The following is a 20,125-nucleotide window of genomic DNA, read 5'->3' on the forward strand; positions in this document are numbered from 1 at the left end:
TGCTTTCTACTGGAGTTTTCCGGAAAGAACAGCGGTGATCGCCGACCGGGCGGAGTGCCGTTCCAGCATGTCGGCGTGCGCACAGTCGACGGGGTGCACCTCGACGCCGGACGCGTGCGCACGCCACGCCTCCGGCCGCAACGCGGCATCGCGGTCCCGGGCGGCCTGGAAGAACACCACGTCACCCCGGAAGACACCCGGCCGGTGCGTCCGGGCCGCCGCGAGCCCGGCCTCGATGACCCGGCTGACGGCGAGCAACCTGTCCGTGCCCAGAGCGGCGTACGTGGACTCGTCGTCCGCCAGCAGCCGGGCCAGCTCCTGCGGGGACGCCGGGCGATCCCCCAGCTCGGCGGGGTCGACGCCGAGGAACTCCAACAGCGCCGTCTGCGGATCCTCCTCGCCGCCCGCGCCCTCGGCGACGGAAGCACCCTCCGCAGCAGGGTAACTGTCCAGGAGCGCCAACAACTCGACGCGCTCCCCGGCATCTTGGAGCACCGTCGCCATCGCGTGCGCGACGAGCCCGCCGAAGGACCAACCGAGCAAGTGGTACGGACCGGACGGCTGGACGGCCCGGATCCGCTCCACGTAGTCACGGGCCGTCTCCTCGACGGACCCCGGCAGCTCGGCCGCGTCGCCCTCCATGCCCGGGGCCTGGAGCGCGTAGACGGGACGGTCCGCCGCCAGCCCGCCCAACAGGCCGAAGTAGTCCCAGCTCAGCCCGCCCACGGGGTGGACGCAGAACAACGGCTCCCGGTCGCCCGAGGTGCGCAGCGCCAGCAGCGGCTCGAAACCGCTCCCGCCGTCGTACGCCCCGGCCCGGGACAGCCGCGCCACCGTCGGGTGCTCGAACAGGCTCCGCAACGGCAGCCGCACGCCCAGCACCTCCTCGACCCGCTGCACCACCCGGAGCACGAGCAGCGAGTGTCCGCCGAGCTCGAAGAAGCCGTCGTCGATGCCGACCGACTCGACCCCCAGCACCTCCGCGAACACCTCGCACAGGGCGCGCTCGGCGGGCGTACGGGGACCGCGCCCGCCCGACGTCCCGTACGTCGGCGCCGGCAGCGCCCGCCGGTCCACCTTCCCGCGCGAGGTCACCGGCAGCGCGGGCAGCGTCACGAATGCCGACGGCACCATGTACTCGGGCAACCGCGATCCCACCAACTCCCGCAGCGACGCCGCGTCCGGCACGGCCCCGCCCACCAGGTACGCCACGATGCGCTTGTCACCCGGCGAGTCCTCCCGGACGACCACCTTCGCCTGCTCCACCGACGGGTGACCCGTCAGCACCGACTCGATCTCACCGGGCTCGATGCGGAAGCCCCGCACCTTCACCTGGTCGTCGGCGCGCCCGACGAACTCCAGCTGGCCGGCCGCGTTCCACCGCACGACGTCCCCGGTGTGGTACATCCGCGAACCGGGCGGCCCGTACGGATCGGCGACGAACCGTTGTGCGGTGAGCCCCGCGCGCTTCTGATAGCCGCGGGCGAGCCCGGCACCGGCCACGTACAGCACCCCGGCCACGCCCGGCGGCACCGGACGCAGCCCCGCGTCCAGCACGTACAGCCGGGTGTTCACCACGGGCCCGCCGATGGGCACCGGACCGGAGTCCGCCGGACGGCACACCGCGACGGAGGCGTCCACGGTGGTCTCGGTCGGCCCGTACGAGTTGATCAGACGCCGAGCCGCGGCCCACCGCGCGACGAGGTCCGGCGACGACGCCTCACCCGCCACGGTCACCGTGAGGTCCGCCGGCACCCGCGCCGGATCCAACCCGGCGAGCACCGCCGGCGGGATCGTCGCATGGGTGACGCGCTCGTCGTCGAGCAGCCGGACCAGCGGCTCCCCGGGCCCCCGCTGCTCCTGGTCCGCGACGACCAGCGCCGCACCCGTGAGCAGCCCCATGGTGATCTCCCACACCGAGGTGTCGAAGGAGACCGCCGCGAACTGGAGGACCCGGCTCCCCGGGCCGGCGTGCAGCCAGCGCAGGTGCGTGGCCACCAGCGAGGCGATGCCGGCGTGCGACACCACCACGCCCTTGGGTGTCCCCGTGGAACCCGATGTGTAGATGGAGTACGCCGCGTGCGCCGGCAGCAGCGGATGCGTGCGCTCGTCGTCGCGGACGTCGTGCGCCGGCTGCGCGGTGACTTCGTCCGCCACCTCGTCGAGCAGGACGACGGACAGGTCACCGCCCGCCTTGTCCAGCACCCCGCTCGTCTCGCTGAGACCGATCGCCAGCTGAGGGGCGGTGTCCCGCAGGATGAAGTCGATCCGCTCCTGCGGGTACGTGACGTCCAGCGGAAGGTACGCCGCACCCGACTTCAGCACGGCCAGCAGCGCCACGAACAGGTCGGTGCCGCGCGGCAGCGCCAGCGCCACGAACCGCTCCGGCCCGGCGCCGCGGGCGATCAGCACCCGCGCCAGCCGGTTGGCCCGCGCGTTCAGCTCGCCGTACGACAGGGTCTCCCGCACGCCCGCAGCCGCGTCACGGGCCGGCGCCACCAGCGCGGGCGCCTGCGGATCCGCGACCGCCCTGCCCTCGAACAGCGCGGGGAACGTGGCGGGAGACACGGCGGGATCCAGGTCGCGCCCCCGCTCCAGCAGGTCCGCCACCTCGCCCGCGGACAGCAGGTCGATCGTGCCGATCGGCTGCCGCGGGTCGACGGTCACCGCCCGCAGCACCGCGAGCAGCCGCCGGGACAGGGCCCGCGCCGTGGACGGCTCGAACAGGTCCGTGGCGTACTCAAGGTCACCGCTGATGCCCGTCGGCTCCCCGTCGGGGCCGTACGTCTCCGCGAGGGTGAACGTGAGGTCGAACTTCGCCGCCGTGTTGTCCACGGCGTACGGCTCCGCACCCAGCCCCGCCCAGCCCGCCGAGGACGGCGCACGGCCCTCGTTCTCCATGGCCAGCATCACCTGGAACAGCGGGTGCCGGGCCAGCGACCGCTCCGGACTCAGCAGCTCCACCAACCGCTCGAAGGGCACGTCCTGGCGGGCGTACGCGGCGAGGTCGGTCTCCCGTACGCGCGCCAGCAACTCCGTGAACGTCGGGTTGCCGGTGAGGTCGGTGCGGAGCACGAGGGTGTTGACGAAGAAGCCGACGAGGTCGTCGAGCGCCTGGTCCGTACGACCGGCGACCGGGCTGCCGAGGGGGACGTCGTCGCCGGCGCCGAGCCGGGACAGCAGGGTGGCCAGCGCCGCCTGGACGACCATGAACACCGTGGTGCTGTGGGTACGCGCCAGCTCAGCGACCGCCGCGTGCAATTCCGCGTCGACGTCCACCGGGACACTGCCGCCCCGATAGCTGCTGACGGCCGGCCGGGGCCGGTCGAACGGCAGCGACAGCTCTTCCGGGAGGTCGGCCAGCGCCTCGGCCCAGTACGCGACCTGGGCGCTGATCGGGCTGTCCGGGTCCTGCTCGTCGCCGAGTACGCGTTGCTGCCACAGGGTGTAGTCCGCGTACTGCACCGGCAGCGGCTCCTGCGCCGGGGCCTCGCCGGCGGCCCGCGCCGCGTACGCGGCCTCCAGGTCCGCGGTCAGCGGCACCAGGGACAGACCGTCGCCGGCGATGTGGTGCAGCACCAGGAGCAGCACCGCGTCGTCCCCGGACACCCTGAAGAGCGCGGCCCTGATCGGCAGGTCCACCGTCAGGTCGAAGGCGTGGTCGGCGAACCGCTCGACTGCGGACGGCAGCTCGTCCTCGGACGTGGCGACCACGCGCCATCCCGGGACGGCGTCCGCGGGCACGACGACCTGCCGCGGCGCACCCCGTTCCTCGGGGAAGACGGTGCGCAGGCTCTCGTGCCGGGCGATGACGTCGTTGATGGCGTCGTGGAGGGCGGTGTGGTCGAGGGTGCCGTGGAGGCGGACGGCGAGGGGGAGGTTGTAGGTGGCGTTGGGGCCTTCCAGCCGGTTGAGGAACCAGAGGCGTCGTTGGGCGAAGGACAGCGGGATGGTTCCGGGGCGTTCGATCGGGACCAGCGGCGCGCGCGTCGCGGCCGTGGTGTCGCCGCAGCGTTCGGCGAGTGCGGCGACGGTCGGCGCCTCGAAGAGTGCTCGTACCGGTAGTTCGACGTTGAGGAGGCTGCGGATGCGGCCGATCAGCCGGGTCGCGAGGAGGGAGTGGCCGCCGAGTTGGAAGAAGTTGTCGTCGATGGTGACGTCGGGTACGTCGAGGACGTCGGCGAAGGCTGTGGCGAGTTCGCGTTCGACGTGGGTGCGGGGTGCGCGGCCTTCGGTGGTGGTGGCGTAGTCGGGGGCGGGGAGGGCCTTGGTGTTGAGTTTGCCGTTGACGGTCAGCGGGAGGGCGTCGAGGACGACGTATGCGGCCGGGATCATGTACTCCGGGAGTCGTGTGCCGATGTACGTGCGCAGTGCGGCGGCATCGACCTGGGCTCGCTCGGTGGGGATGACGTAGCCGATGAGGCGTTTGTCGCCGGGGGTGTCTTCGCGGACGGTGACGGCGGCCTGGGCGATGCCGGCGTGGGCTTCTAGTGCGTTTTCGATTTCGCCGAGTTCGATGCGGAAGCCGCGGATCTTGACCTGGCTGTCGGAGCGACCGACGTATTCGAGTTCCCCGTCGTGGTTGCGTCGTACGACGTCTCCGGTGCGGTACATGCGTGATCCGGCGGTGCCGTAGGGGTCGGCCACGAAGCGCTGGGAGGACAGGTCAGGCCGTCCGAGGTAGCCGCGCGCCAGCCCGGCACCGGCGACGTACAGTTCGCCGGCGACGTTGGTGGGCACGAGCTTGAGGTGGTTGTCGAGGACGTAGGTACGCAGGTCCGGGATGGGTTCGCCAATCAGGCTGCCGGTGGCTTCCTCCACCACATTGCGGTCGAGGGTGCGGTAGGTGACGTGGACGGTGGTTTCGGTGATGCCGTACATGTTCACCAGCCGCGGTGCGTCGTCCGCGTGTCGTGCGTACCAGTCCGACAGGCGCCGTAGTTCGAGTGCTTCGCCGCCGAAGATGACGTACCGCAAGGACAGTTCGTCGGTGATCTCGGCGTCAGCCCGTACCAGTTGGTAGAAGGCGGAAGGTGTCTGGTTGAGGACGGTGACCTGTTCGCGTGCGAGGAGGCGTGCGAAGTCGTGCGGTGAACGGCTGACCTCACGCGGAACGACGACGAGTCGTCCGCCAGCCAACAGCGCACCCCACAGTTCCCAGACGGAGAAGTCGAAGGCGTACGAGTGGAACAGGGTCCACACGTCGGTGTGGTCGAACCCGAACCACTGCTGGGTGGACGAGAACAGGCGGACCACGTTGCCGTGCGGGACCACGACGCCCTTCGGGCGTCCGGTTGAGCCGGATGTGTAGATGACGTAGGCGGCGTTCCCCGGCGTCGCACGGATGCCTGAGATGGGTGCTGTGGTGGCGGCGGCTGTTTCGAGGTCAGTGAGGGAGAGGGCGCCGTCCTCTGTGGTGGGCTGGTCAGCCAGGAGCAGGACCGGGTTGGTGTCGGAGAGCATGAACGCGATGCGGTCCGCCGGGTAGTCCGGGTCCACTGGCACGTATGCGGCGCCGGACTTCAGTACGGCCAGCAGCGCCACGACGAGTTCGGCCGAGCGCGGGAGGGCGACGGCGACGAAGGTCTCGGGACCTGCGCCGTGGGCGGCGAGGACTCCGGCCCAGTGGCTTGCCCTGGCGTCCAGTTCCGCGTACGTCAGCTCGACACCGTCGTACGAGACCGCGACCGCATCCGGGACCTGCGCGGCCCGTGCCTCGAACAGCTCCACCAACGTCGCTTCAGGCTCCGCGGGCGCGGTGAACTCCGTTGTGAGAGCGCGACGTTCGGCGGCGGACAGGACCTCCACGGTCCCCACCGGCGCGTCGGGGCGCTCCGTGAACTCCGCCAGCACCCGCAGCAGCCGGTCGACGAGTTCGGCGACCCGGGCCGTGTCGAAGAGCTGCGGCTGGTGGTCGACGCGGAACTCCAACTGCTCACCGGGGATCGCGGCGATGCTGATCGGATAGTGCGCCGCGTCGGCGCCGTCGACGTCGGTCAGCTCCAGCTCGCCGATCGCCTCCTCCAGCGCTTCCTGGTCCAGCGGATAGTTCTCGTACACGAGCAGCGTGTCGAAGAGCTCGCCGGTGCCCGCCAGCGACTGGAGGTCGGTGACGCCCAGATAGGAGTGGTCGAGCAGCTCGGACTGCTGTTCCTGGACGCGGGTCAGCAGGGCCGCGACGGACTCTGCCGGGTCCAATACCACGCGCACCGGCAGGGTGTTGATGAACAGCCCCACCATGCTCTCGATGCCCGGGATCTCCGCCGGCCGGCCCGAGACCGTGGCGCCGAAGACGGCGTCGCCGCGGCCGGTCAGCCCGCCCAGCACCACGGCCCAACCGCCCTGGAGGACGGTGTTGACCGTGACGCCCAACCGACGGGCCAGCGCCTCCAGTCCCTGCGTCAGGTCGTACGACGCGGTGGCCGCGTACTGCTCCGGCAGGGACGGCGCCGGCTGGCCCTCGCCCGTACCGGCCAGCAGGCAGGGCTCGACGCCCCCGAGGACCCGCCGCCACACCTGCTCGGACGCCGCGCGGACCCGCGTCGACAGCCAGGCGAGGTAGTCGGCGAACGGACGGACGGGCTCCAGCGCGGAGGCGTCGCCCCGCCCGGCGTACAGCTCGAACAACTCGCCGGTGACCAGCGGCGTCGACCAGCCGTCCAACAGGATGTGGTGGCTCGTCCACACCAGGCGGCACCGCCCGTCGCCGAGGTCGATCAGGGTGAAGCGCATCAGCGGCGGTGCACTGAGGTCGAAGCGGCGCGTGCGGTCGTCCGCGACGAACCGGGCGGCCTCCTCCTCCGACAGGGCGACCTCCCGCCAGGGGGACGGCACCCGCGCCGGTACGAACTGCACCGGCTGGTCGAAGCCGCGGTGTTCGAACCCGGCGCGCAGCACCGGGTGGCGCGCCACGAGCGCCTCCACCGCGGCCCGCAGCGCCGCCCGGTCCACGTTCCCGCGCAGCTCGAAGACCTGCTGGGTGTTGTAGACGTCCACGCCGTCCGTGTCGTACACGGCGTGGAAGAAGAGGCCCTGCTGGAGCGGGGAGAGCGGGAGCACGTCGACGAGTTCGGGCTGGCGCGTCAGCAGCGCGTCCAACTGCTGCTGGGTCACCGCGGCGAGCGGGACGTCCGACGGCGTCATGCCACCGGCGCCCGGCCCGTCGGCGTGCGCGACCAGGGACTTCAGCGCCTCGCACCACGCTTCCGCGAGTTCCTGCACGTCGTCCTCGGACAGCAGGCGGGACGCCCAACCCCAGTGCGCGACCAGATGCGGACCGTCGGGCCGGTCCTCGGTCTGCGCGTTCACGTCCAGGGCGTGCGGCAGGGCCATGTCGGGGTCCGCGCCGCCGGAGAGCCCGGCCGCCTCGGGGGCCGTCTCCCAGTACCTGGTGCCGTCCGCCGGCTCGCCGTCCGCGGCAGCGGCCGTGAACCGTCCCAGGTAGTTGAAGCCGATCTCGGGCTGCGGCCGTTGCGCCAGTACGGCGGAGGTCCGCGCGTTCACGTGGCGCAGCAGGCAGTACCCGATGCCGCGGTCCGGTATGGCGCGCAGCTGCTCCTTGACCGTCTTCAGCGCCGTCCCGGCCGCGGGGCCGCCGTCGAGCGCGTCCGCCAACGGGACGCCGTCCAGGTCCAGCAGCACCGGGTACAGGCTGGTGAACCAGCCGACCGTGCGCGACAGGTCCGCGCCGGGGACCAGGTGCTCCTCACGGCCGTGGCCCTCCAGATCGACCCGTACGCCCGGCACGTGGGGCAGTCCACGCCGCTCACGCCACGTCGCGACGGCCAGCGCCAGGCCCGTGAGCAGGACGTCGTCGACCCCGGCGCGGAACGCTGCGGGCACCGTCGTCAACAGGGGACCGGCCCACTCGGGCGGCAGGGACACGGTGAGTTCCCGGCCGGTGGCCACGGTGTCCCGCCGCGGGTCGACCGCCCGTGACGCGACCGCGGCCGACGGGCCGTCGACGACCTTCTGCCACAGCTCCAGCTGGGCCGTGTCGGCCGCACGCTCGACCAGCCCCTTCGCCCAGGTGCGGAAGGAGGTCGTGACGGGTTCGAGCGCGCTCGCGTCCGGTCCGTCGGCCTGCTCCCAGGCGGACGCCAGGTCGGGCAGGAGGATGCGCCAGGAGACGCCGTCGACCGCGAGGTGGTGGATCAGGACGAGCAGCCGTCCGGAGGCGTGCGGGCCGGCGTCGAACCACACGAGGCGCACCAGCCGACCCGCCGCGAGGGACAGCTCCTGCTGGGCCGCGTCCGCCCCGGCTTCGAGGGCCGTCAGCAGCCCCTGTGCCGTCAGGCCCGCCACGTCCACCCGCACGAGGCAGTCGGCGGCGGCCACCGAGCCCCGCGGCAGGACCTCCCAGGCGGCGTCGTCGAGTCGGGAACGCAGGAGGTCGTGGTGGTCCAGCACCGCCTGGAGCGCCCGGGTCAGCCGTGGCAGGCCCAGCTCGGCGGGGACCTCCACCAGCATCGACTGGTGGAAGCGGTCGTAGGCACCGGACTCGTCGAGCATCGACGCCACGATCGGAGTGAGGGGCACCGGACCGGTCCCGGCGCCGGAGTGCTCCGCGACCGGCTGCGCACCGTGGCCCGCGACGAGCCCCAACGCGCGCGGAGTGCGCTGCTGGAAGACGTCCCGGGGGCTGAAGACGAGGCCGGCCTTGCGGGCGCGGCTGACGAGTTGGATGGAGACGATGCTGTCGCCGCCGAGGTCGAAGAAGCTGTCGTCGATGCCGACCTGCGGTACGCCCAGCACCTCGGCGAACACCGCGCACAGCACCCGCTCCACCTCGGAGCGGGGCGCGGTGAGGGCCCGGTCGGCGCCGGCGCCGAGATCAGGGGCCGGCAGCGCCCTGCGGTCGACCTTCCCGTTCGCCGTCAGCGGCAGCGCATCCAGCGTGACGACCGCCGACGGCACCATGTGGTCGGGCAGCCGCACGGCCAAGCTGCGGCGCACCTCCGCGCCGTCGACGTCGCCCACGACGTAGCCGACCAGACGCCGCACGCCGGGGGAGTCCTCCCGTACGGCCACCGCCGCCTGCCGGACGCCGGGACGGGCGGCGAGCGCGGACTCCACCTCGCCCAGCTCGACGCGGAAACCGCGGATCTTCACCTGGTCGTCGGCGCGTCCCACGTACTCCAACTGGCCGGCGGCGTTCCACCGCACCAGGTCACCCGTGCGGTACATCCGCGAGCCCGCCGGCCCGAAGGGGTCGGCGACGAAACGCTCCGCGGTCAGCTCCGGACGGCGCAGATAGCCGCGCGCGAGGCCCGGGCCGGCGACGTACAACTCGCCGACGGTGCCCACCGGCACCGGACGCAGCGCCGGATCCAGCACCTGGGCCCGGGTGTTGGCCAGCGGACGGCCGATCGCGGGCCACGACGCCCGGGACAGCTCGGTGAAGGCGGCGTCCACGGTGGCCTCGGTCGGCCCGTAGAAGTTGTAGACCGCGAGCCCTGCCACGGCGCTCAGCCGCTCCCACAGCGCGGCCCCCAGCGCCTCGCCGCCGACGACCAGCACGGACGGGCGGTGGCCCGGGCCGCCGTCGAACAGGCCGGACTCCAGCAGGTGCTGCGCGAACGACGGGGTGACGTCCAGCAGGTCCAGGCGCTGCGCCAGCGCGTAGTCGCGCAGCAGCGCGGGGTCCCGTCGGGTGGTCTCGTCGACGAAGTGCAGTTCGTGGCCCGCCCACAGCCACACCAGCTCGTCCCAGGACGTGTCGAAGGACAGCGACGCCGTCAGCGCCACCCGGAAGCGGCCGTCACCGGCGGTCTGGGCGAAGAACTCGGCCCGCTGGGCGTGCAGGAGGTTGACGACGCCGGCGTGGTCGACGACGACGCCCTTGGGGCGACCGGTGGAGCCCGAGGTGTAGATGACGTACGCGGGGCTCGCGGGCAGCAGCGGCGCCGACCGCTCGCGCGGTTCGAGGTCGGCGTCGGACAGACCCGCCAGCGCCTGCACGGTCGCCGGGTCGTCCAACACCAGCCGCTCCGCGCCGACGGCCGCGTCCGCCGTGCCGCTCGTGGTCAGCGCCAGGACGGGCGCCGAGTCCGCCAGCATGAACGCGATCCGCTCGGCCGGATACGCCGGGTCGACGGGAACGTACGCGGCACCGGACTTCAGCACCGCCAGCAGCCCGACGACGGCGTCCCCCGTCCTCGGCAGGGCCAGGGCGACCGACGCCTCCGGGCCCGCGCCGTGCGCCACCAGCAGACGGGCCAGCCGGTTCGCGCGGGCGTTCAGCTCGCGGAAGGTGAGCCGGCCGTCGGACGCCACCACGGCGGTGGCGTCCGGCGCTGCGGCCACCTGCGCCTCGAACAGCTCCGGCAGGGTGGCCCGCGGCACCTCGACGCGGGAGCCCGCACCGATGCGCAGCAGCTCGGCGCGCTCGCCGGCGGAGAGGATCTCGATCTCGCCGACCGGCGTGCGCGGCGCGTCAACCACGGTCCGCAGCACCCGCAGCAGCCGCTCCAGCAGCTGATCCACCCATGCGTCGGCGAACAGGTCAGGCCGGAAGTCGGCGCGCAGCTCCAACTCGGCGCCGGGGACCGCGGCAAGACTGATCGGGTAGTGCGCCGCGTCCTCGCCCTCGACGCCGCGCAGCGACACCCCGCCCGTCTGCTCGCTCAGGGCGTCCCCGTCCAGCGGATAGTTCTCGAACACCAGCAGCGTGTCGAAGAGCGCACCGGTGCCGGCGAGGGACTGCAAGCGGTCGAGTCCCACGTACTGGTGCGGCATCAGCTCCGTCTGCTCGTGCTGCACCTGCGACAACAGCGATGCCAGCGGCTGCTCGGCCGCCAGCCGCACCCGCACGGGCAGGGTGTTGATGAACAGCCCCACCATGCTCTCCACGCCCGGCACCTCAGGCGGGCGCCCGGAGACGGTGGCCCCGAAGACCACGTCGTCCCGGCCGGTCAACCGGCCCAGCAGGACCGCCCACGCCCCCTGGACCACGGTGTTCAACGTCAGCCCGTGGCGCCGCGCGAACGCCGTCAGCGCCTCCGTGTCCTCGGCCGTCGCGCGCGCCGTGCGCTGCGCCGGCAGCACCGCGGCGTGCGGATCGCCGCTCGGCGCCAGCAGGCACGGCTCCGCGCCCGCCAGGACCCGCCGCCAGACGTCCTCGGCGGCCTGCCGGTCCTGACCGGCGAGCCACGCCAGATAGTCGCGGTACGGGCGGACCTTCGGCAGCGCGGAACCGTCGCCGCCGGCCGCGTACAGCTCGAACAGCTCCCCGGCCAGCAGCGGGGTCGACCAACCGTCCAACAGGATGTGGTGGCTGGTGAACACCACCTTGGTCCGGTCCCCGGGAAGGCCGAAGACGGTGAACCGCAGCAGCGGCGGCACGGCCAGGTCGAACCGGCGCAGCTGGTCGGCCCCGATCAGCTCCGCCGCCCGCGCCTCGCCCTCGGCGGGCGTCAGGTGCGTCAGGTCGACGTACTCCCACGGCAGCTCCGCACGGAGGGGCACCACCTGCACCGGCCGGCCCCGGTCGCGGTGGTGGAAGCCGGCCCGCAAGTTGGGATGGCGCTCCAGCAGCGCCCGCCCCGCCGCCCGCAGGGCATCGACGTCGACACGGCCGTCCAGGTCGAAGGCGAGCTGCGTGTTGTAGACGTCGGGCCCCTCCTGCTCGAACAGGGCGTGGAACAGCAGCCCCTCCTGGAGCGGCGCCAACGGCAGTACGTCGGCCACCTCGCCCGCGGCCGTCGCGGCCAGCGCGTCCAACTCCTCCTGGGTGACACCGGCAAGCGGGACGTCCGACGGCGTGAGGCCGCCCGCGCCCGGCCGCTCCACGTGGGTCACCAGCGCACGCAGCGCCTCGAACCACGCCTCGCCCAGCTCACGGACCTCCGCCTCCGACAGCACGCCCGCGGCCCACCCCAAGGTGACCGCCAGCCGCGGCCCGTCCGCGAAGTCCTCCGTCAGCGCATTGATCTCCACCAGGTGCGGCAGCGGCATGTCGTCGCCCGCGCCGCCGCCGATGCCCGCGGCCTCCGGCGCGGAGACCCAGTGCGCGGCGGACGGCTCGTCGACACCGGACCGCGCGGCGAACCGACCCAGGTAGTTGAACCCGATCTGCGCCACGGAACCACCCGTGAGCTGCGTCGCCGTCGCGGAGTTGAGGTACCGCAGCATGCCGTGCCCGATGCCGTTGTCCGGCACCGACCGCAGCAGCTCCTTGACCCGCTTCAGCGCCGTCCCGGCCGCGGGGCCGCCGTCGAGCGCGTCCGCCAACGGGACGCCGGCCAGGTCGAGACGGACCGGGTACAGGCTGGTGAACCAGCCGACGGTACGCGACAGGTCCGCCCCCGGAACGATCTGCTCCTCCCGGCCGTGCCCCTCCAGGTCCACCAGCACGGCACGGTCGGCGCCCTGCCCGCGGCGCTCCCGCCACCTCGCGACGGCCAACGCCAACGCCGTCAGCAGCACGTCGTTGACACCGGCCCGGTACGCCGCGGGCACCCCGGTCAACAGCGGCGCCGTCCACCGCGCGGGCAGCGTGAGCGACAGCTCCGCACCGGTGGCCACCGTGTCCCGCGCCCCGTCCAGGGCACGGGAGCCCAGCGGCTGCTCCGCGTCCGCCACCATGCCCTGCCAGAGCGCGACCTCGTCGGACCGCTGCCCGGCGACCGTCTCCAAGGACCGCGCCCACGTGCGGAACGAGGTGCCGACCGGCTCCAGCACGACCGCGTCCGCCCCGCCGGCCTGCTCCCAGGCGCTGTGCAGATCGGGCAGGAGGATGCGCCAGGACACCCCGTCCACCACCAGGTGGTGGATCACCAGCAACAGCCGGCCGGAGACCTCGGGCCCGGCGTCGAACCACACCGCCCGCACCAGGTCGCCGGTCGCCGGATCCAACGCATCGCCGATGGCGTCGGCCCGTTCGCGCAACGCCGCCATCAGGGCGCCCGCGTCCGCACCGAAGACGTCCACCCGCTCCACGGACGCCGACACCGCACCCTGCGGCGCGACCTCCCACACACCGTCGGCCAGGCGCGAGCGAAGCACGTCGTGGTGGTCGAGCACCGCCTGGAGCGCCCGGGTCAGCCGGGCATGCCCCAGCTCGGCGGGGACCTCCACCAGCATGGACTGGTGGAAACCGTCCCAAGGGCCGGCTTCCGCCGTGGCCGCCACGATCGGCGTCACCGGGACCCGGCCCGTACCGGCGCCGGCCTCCTCGACGACGACGGCGGTCTGCTGCACGGTGTCCGCGACCGCCGCGAGGGCCTCGACGGTCCGGTGCGTGAACACCTCGCGGGGGCTGATCACCACGCCCGCCTTACGGGCCCGGCTCACCAACTGGATGGAGACGATGCTGTCGCCGCCCAGGTCGAAGAAGCTGTCGTCGACACCGACCCCGGACACGCCCAGCACCTCGGCGAAGAGGTCGGCGAGCAGCCGCTCCGTCGCCGTCGCCGGCGCGCGACCCGCACCCGCGGCCCGTACCCCGAAGTCCGGCGCGGGCTGCTCGGTGAGCAGCGCCTTGCGGTCCACCTTGCCGTTCGCCGTCAGCGGCAGCGCGTCCAGCGCGACGACCGCCGCCGGCACCATGTACTCCGGCAGCCGGGCCGCGAGCCACTCCCGCAGCAGCGCGCCGTCCACCGCGCCGACCACATAGCCGACGAGACGCTTCGTCCCGGTGTCGTCACGCACCACGACCGCCGCCTGAGCGACGTCGGAGTGCGCGGTCAGCGCCGACTCGACCTCGCCCAGCTCGACGCGGAAGCCACGGATCTTCACCTGGTCGTCGGTCCGACCCAGGTACTCCAGCTGGCCGGCGGCGTTCCACCGCACCAGGTCACCCGTGCGGTACATCCGCGAGCCCGCCGGCCCGAAGGGGTCGGCGACGAAACGCTCCCCGGTCAGCCCCGCGCGCCGCAGATAGCCGCGCGCCAGCCCGGCACCGGCCACGTACAGCTCCCCGGGGACGCCCACCGGCGCCGGCCGCAGCCACGCGTCGAGCACATGGACCCGGGACCCCGCGACGGGACGGCCGATGGCCGGCCACGCCGCCTCACCGAGGTCCGTGAACGCGACGTCCACGGTGGCCTCCGTCGGCCCGTAGAAGTTGTGGACGGTCAGCCCCTCGACGGCGGCCAGCCGCTCCCACAGCGCCGCGTCCAGCGCCTCACCGCCGACGACCAGGTTCGACGGCCGATGCCCCGCACCCTCGTCGAACAGCCCGGAGTCCAGCAGGTGCTGGGCGAAGGTGGGCGTGACGTCCAGCAGATCGACCGCCCGGCGCACGGCGTACTCCCGCAGCGCCTCGGGGTCGCGCCGCGTACGGTCGTCGACGACGTGCAGCTCGTGCCCGGCCCACATCCACAGCAACTCGTCCCACGCGGTGTCGAAGGACAGCGACGCCGTCAGCGCAACCCGGAAGCGCCCGGCACCGGCCAACGGCCCGTAGAACTCAGCCCGATGGGCGTTCAGCAGGTTCACCACACTGGCATGGGCGACGACGACACCCTTGGGCCGCCCCGTCGAGCCCGACGTGTAGATGACGTACGCCGGACTCTCCGGCAACAGCGGCGCCGTCCGCTCCCGCTGCGTCAGGTCCGCGCCGTCGAACCCGGCAACCTCGGCCGCGGTCGACGGATCGTCCAGCACCAACTCCCGCCCTTGAAGGGCGACATCCGCCAGAACGCCACGGGTCGCGGCCGTCGTCAGCACCAGGGCCGGCGCCGCGTCCTCGACCATGAACGCGATGCGCTCCGCCGGGTACTCCACGTCCACCGGGACGAACGCGGCCCCCGCCTTCACCACCGCGAGCAGCGCCACCAGCGCCGTCGAGGTACGCGGCAGCGCGAGCGCCACGGACGACTCCGGCCCGACACCGCGGTCCACCAGCAGCCGCGCCAGCCGATTCGCCCGGACGTTCAACTCGGCGAAGGTCAGCTCACCGTCCGCGCACACCAGCGCGGTGACGTCCCCCGTGGCCGCGGCCTGCGCCTCGAACACGGCAGGCAAGGTCGCCGCTCCGGCGCGCCGACGGTCCGCACCCCGCCCCAGCGCCAGCAGCCGCGAACGCGCCGCACCCGACAGCACGTCGATCCCGCCCACCGGCCGGTCGGGATCGTCCGCGAGCGCCCCCAGCACCCGCCCCAGCCGGTCCAACAGCTCCTGCGCCTCGGCGTGCCCGAACAGATCGGGCCGGTAGTCCAGCCGGACCTCAAGATCCTGACCGGGGATGACGGCGATGCTCAACGGATAGTTCGTCGCATCGTCCCCGCTGACCCCCGCCAGCGTCAGCCCGTCCTCCGAGTCGTCGAAGGCGCCCTCGTCGATCGGATAGTTCTCGAACACCATCAGCGTGTCGAACAGCTCCCCGCCGGCGAGGGACTGGAGCTGGTTCAACCCCACGTATTGGTGCGGCAGAAGCTCGGCCTGCTCCTTCTGGAGCCGGCCCACCAGCCCGGCCAGCGACTCCGCCGGGTCCAGGCGCAGCCGGACCGGCAGGGTGTTGATGAACATCCCGACGATGTCCTCCACACCGTCCAGATCCGCAGGGCGGCCCGAGACCGTCGCCCCGAACACCACGTCGTCCCGCCCGGTCAGCGAACCGAGCACCAGCGCCCACGCCGTCTGCACCAGGGTGTTCACGGTCACGCCCAACTGCCGGGCCCGGGCGGTGAGCGCACCGCTCTCCCCGTCGGACAGCACCCGTACGCACGTCCCCGGCACCACCGAGTCGCGCAGCGCCCCCGAAGGCGCCACCAGGCAGGGCTCGGCCCCGGCCAGCGAACGCCGCCACGCCTCCTCGGCGGCCGGCCGGTCCTGGGCCGCCAACCACGCCAGATAGTCCTTGTACGGCCGCGCCGACGGCAGCGCGCTCAGGTCCCCGTCCCGGGCGTACGCCTCGAAGACCTCACCGAACACCAACGGCATCGACCAGCCGTCCAACAGGATGTGGTGGTGGGTGAAGACCAGCCGGTGCAGGCCGTCGGCCAGCTTCAGCAGCGAGAACCGCAGCAGCGGCGGCCGGGCCATGTCGAAGCGCTCCGCCCGGTCCGCCCCGGCCAGCCGGTCCGCCTCGGACTCGGCCTGCGCCGGCGGCCGACGCGACAGGTCCACCTCCCGCCACGGCACCCGCACCGCCCGGGCGACGAGCTGCACCGACTCGCCGTTCTTGCGCTGGCGGAACGCGGCCCGCAGCACCGGGTGCCGCCGTACGACCACCTCCACGGCGCCCCGCAGCCGCGCCGCGTCGAGCGCGCCGTGCAGCTCCAGCGTCAGCTGCACCGCATACAGGTCAGGGCCCTGCTCGTCGTAGAGCGCATGGAAGAGCAGCCCCTCCTGCAGCGGGGACAGCGGAAGGATGTCCTCGATCTTCGACTGCTGTGTCATGCGTCCGTCCCCCAGGTGTCTTCCATGTCGTTCTCGAACTCGTCGATGTCGCTCTGGTCCACGTCCAACAGCGCCACGTCGGACGGCGTCAGACCGCCCGCCTCCGGCCGCTCCGCGTGGTCGACGACGGCCCGCAGCGCCGCGAACCAGCCCTCAGCGAGCCGCTCCACGTCGGCGCGGTCCAACAGACCGCCGGCCCACGTCCAGTTGGCCACCAGCACGGGGCCGTCCCGCCGGTCCTCGGTCACCGCGTTGATCTCGACCACGTGCGCGAGAGGCATGTCCGGCTCGCTGCCGCCGCCGGGCTCGCCCATCCAGTACGCGTCCTCGGGCCGCTCCGCACCGTCACCGGTGGCGAACCGTCCCAAGTAGTTCACGCCGATCTCGGGGCGCGCGTGCGCGGCCAGCTCCGCACCCGCCCCGGCGTTGAGGTGACGCAGCATGCCGTGGCCGATGCCGTGGTTCGGCACCGCCCGCAGCGCCTCCTTCACCTGCTTCAGCGCGACGCCCGCAGCGGGCCCGCCGGCCAGCGCGTCAGCGACGTCGACGCCGTCCAACGGCAGCCGCACCGGGAACACGCTGGTGAACCAGCCGACCGTACGCGACAGCTCCGCGCCGTCGACCGCCTGCTCCTCACGGCCGTGGCCCTCCAACTCCACCACCGCCGCGCCGCCACCGCGCCACTGCGCGACCGCCAACGCCAACGCGGTGAGCAACGTGTCGTTGACGCCCACGTTGTACACCGACGGCACCACCGTCAGCAGGGACTCCGTCCACCGCTGCGGCAGGGACAGCGTCAGGTCAGCAGCCGTGGCGACCGTGTCCACCGCCGGGTCCAAGGGCCGCGCGGCCAGCGCCGGCGCGTCGGTGACCTGACCGCGCCACAGCGGCAGCTCCTGCTCGACCCACTGCGGATCGACCGCGGCCCGACGCAGCTTCGTCGCCCAGGTCCGGAACGAGGTGCCCACCGGCTCCAACCGCACCGCACCGTCACCCGCCGCACCCGCCTGCTCCCAGGCACTGCGCAGATCGGGCAGCAGAATGCGCCACGAGACACCGTCCACGACCAGATGGTGCGCGAGGACGAGCAGCCGCCCGGGATCGGCCGACCCCGCGTCGAACCACACCACCCGCACCACACGGCCGTCGTCAGGGGACAGCCACCGCTGCGCCACCAGGGTCTGCTCGTCGACCACCGCGGCGAACTGCTCCTCGTCCAACCCGGCCACGTCGATCCGGACCAGGCACTCCGCGGCACGCACCGCGCCCCGCGGCCGAACGGTCCACTCGCCCGCCGACCGCAGCTGCGAACGCAATACGTCGTGGTGGTCCAGCAGCGCCTGGAGCGCCCCGGCCAACCGTCCGGCACCGAGCCGACCGGGCACGTTCACCAGCATCGACTGGTGGAACTGCGCGTACGGGCCGTCGTCGCCGAGCACCCCCGCGACGATCGGCGTCAGCGGCACCTCACCGGTGCCCGCGTCCGGGTGTTCCACCACGGCGCCCGGCTCCCGGCGGGCGTGCTGCGCCAGCGCCTGCGGCGTCTTGTGGGTGAACACGTCCCGCGGCGAAATGACGACCCCCGCCTTACGGGCCCGGCTCACCAGCTGGATGGAGACGATGCTGTCGCCGCCCAGGTCGAAGAAGCCGTCCTCGGGCCCCACGTGCGGCAGCTTCAACACCTCCGCGAACAGCTCGCACAGCACCCGCTCCGCCTCCGTCATCGGCAGACGGCCCGAGGACCCGGCCGCGGGGGAGTGGACCGGCGCCGGCAGCGCCTTGCGGTCGACCTTCCCGTTCGGCGTCAGCGGCAGGCTCGGTAGGACCACGAACGCCGTCGGCACCATGTAGTCCGGCAGCCGCTCCGCCAGCTGCTTGCGCACGTCGACGACCTCGACGGCCCCGGCCGCGTACCCGACGAGCCGTCGCTCTCCGGGCGCGTCCTCACGGACGACCACCGCGGCGTGCACCACTCCGGGCAGTCCGCTCAACGCGGCCTCGACCTCGCCGAGTTCAATGCGGAAGCCGCGCACCTTGACCTGGTCGTCGACCCGGCCGACGTACTCCAACCGCCCGCCGCTCCAGCGCACCAGGTCACCGGTGCGGTACATCCGCGCGCCCGCCGGACCGTACGGGTCGGCGACGAAGCGCTGCGACGTCAGGTCCGCACGGCCGTGGTAGCCGCGCGCCAGACCCGAGCCGGCGATGTACAGCTCACCGGACGAGCCCGACGGCACCAGCTTCAGCGCGGCGTCCAGCACGTAGACCCGCGCACCCGGCACCGGCAGCCCGATGGGCACCGCACCCGGGACGACCTCCTCGTCCGGCTCGATCCGCTGCACCACACAGCCGACGGTCGCCTCTGTCGGTCCGTACTCGTTGATGACGGCGGCACCTGGACGGGCCGACCGCCACTGGTCGAGCACGTCACCGATCAACTGCTCTCCACCGACGACGAGGTCACCGGAGGGCGAGAACGCGTCCGGCAGGACGGTCAGCAGCGGCAGATGGCTCGGCGTCGCCTTCACGAACGTCGCAGCCGGACCGGCCGCGTGGCCGCCGTCGCTGTCGTCGAGGGGGCCGACGTGCACCCGGCCGCCGCTGATCAGCGGCCCGTACAGACCGGTCACCGTCAGGTCGAACGACACCGACGAGTGCAGCAGCGCCACGCCGGACATGCTCGGGTACGCCTCCGCGGCCCACTGGACGTAGCCCGTGAAGGAGCGGTGCTCGATCACCACGCCCTTGGGACGGCCGGTGGAGCCCGACGTGTAGATGACGTACGCCGGGTGCGAGGGATGGGGCGCGGGCACCGACAGAGCAGGCCCCTCGTACGCCTCGGCCTCCTCGACCTCGATCCGCGGCGGCATCCCCTCCGCCACCGGCATCTCGCCGCCGTCCGTAACGAGCAGCACGGCGCCGCTGTCGGAGAGCATGTACGCGATCCGGTCGGCCGGGTACGCCGTGTCGACGGGCAGGTACGCAGCACCGGACTTCAGCACCGCGAGCACGGCCACCACCAGGTCGACCCCCGGCCGCAGCGCCAGCGCCACGATCCGCTCCGGCCCGGCGCCGCGCGACACCAGCAGACGTGCGAGGCGCTCGGCGCGGGCGTCCAGCTCGGTGTACGTCAGCCGCTCACCGGAGCTGGAGACGGCGACCGCGTCGGGAGTCGCCGCGACCTGCGCCGCGAACAACACGGGCACGGACGCCGACCGACCCTCGAACGCCGCCGCAGTGCCGTCGGCGAGCAACTGTCGCCGCTCGTCCGCACTGAGCACGTTGATGTCGTTGATGGGGGTGGTGGGGCGGGTGGTGACGGTTTCGAGGATGTGGGTGAGGCGGTGGAGGAGTGTTTGGGCGGTGGTGTGGTCGAAGAGGTCGGTGCTGTATTCGAGTTCGCCTTGGATGCCGGTGGGTGTGCCGGTGGTGGTGTGGGTTTCGGTGGCGTGCAGGGTGAGGTCGAACTTCGCCGCCCGCTCGTCGAAATCAAACGGTGCAACCGTCAGGCCGGGTAGTTCCAGTTCGGCGCTGCTGTTGTTGTCCATGGAGAGCATGACCTGGAACAGGGGGTGTCGGGCCATGGACCGGGTGGGCTGGAGTACTTCGACGAGGCGTTCGAAGGGGACGTCTTGGTGGGTGTGGGCGTTGAGGTCGCTTTCGCGTACGCGTGCCAGGAGTTCGGCGAATGTCGGGTTGCCGGTGAGGTCGGTGCGGAGGACGAGGGTGTTGACGAAGAAGCCGATGAGGTTGTCGAGCGCTTGGTCGGTGCGGTTGGCGA

At 72.9% G+C, this 20,125-nt stretch carries 2 protein-coding genes; both read right to left on the minus strand.

Going from position 1 to position 20,125, the window contains the following annotated elements; all coding sequences use genetic code 11:
* Positions 1–6: 6 nt before the first annotated feature.
* Positions 7–16,344, minus strand: coding sequence for an amino acid adenylation domain-containing protein (locus tag AB0E05_RS35590; protein WP_361971584.1), 16,338 nt, complete (start codon positions 16,342–16,344; stop codon positions 7–9).
* On the minus strand, positions 16,341–20,125 hold a 3,785-nt coding region (locus AB0E05_RS35595; protein WP_361971586.1), incomplete at its 5' end, for an amino acid adenylation domain-containing protein. The genes AB0E05_RS35595 and AB0E05_RS35590, both read right to left, overlap by 4 nt.

The organism is Streptomyces sp. NPDC048057, assembly GCF_040653095.1.
Classification (GTDB): Bacteria; Actinomycetota; Actinomycetes; order Streptomycetales; family Streptomycetaceae; genus Streptomyces.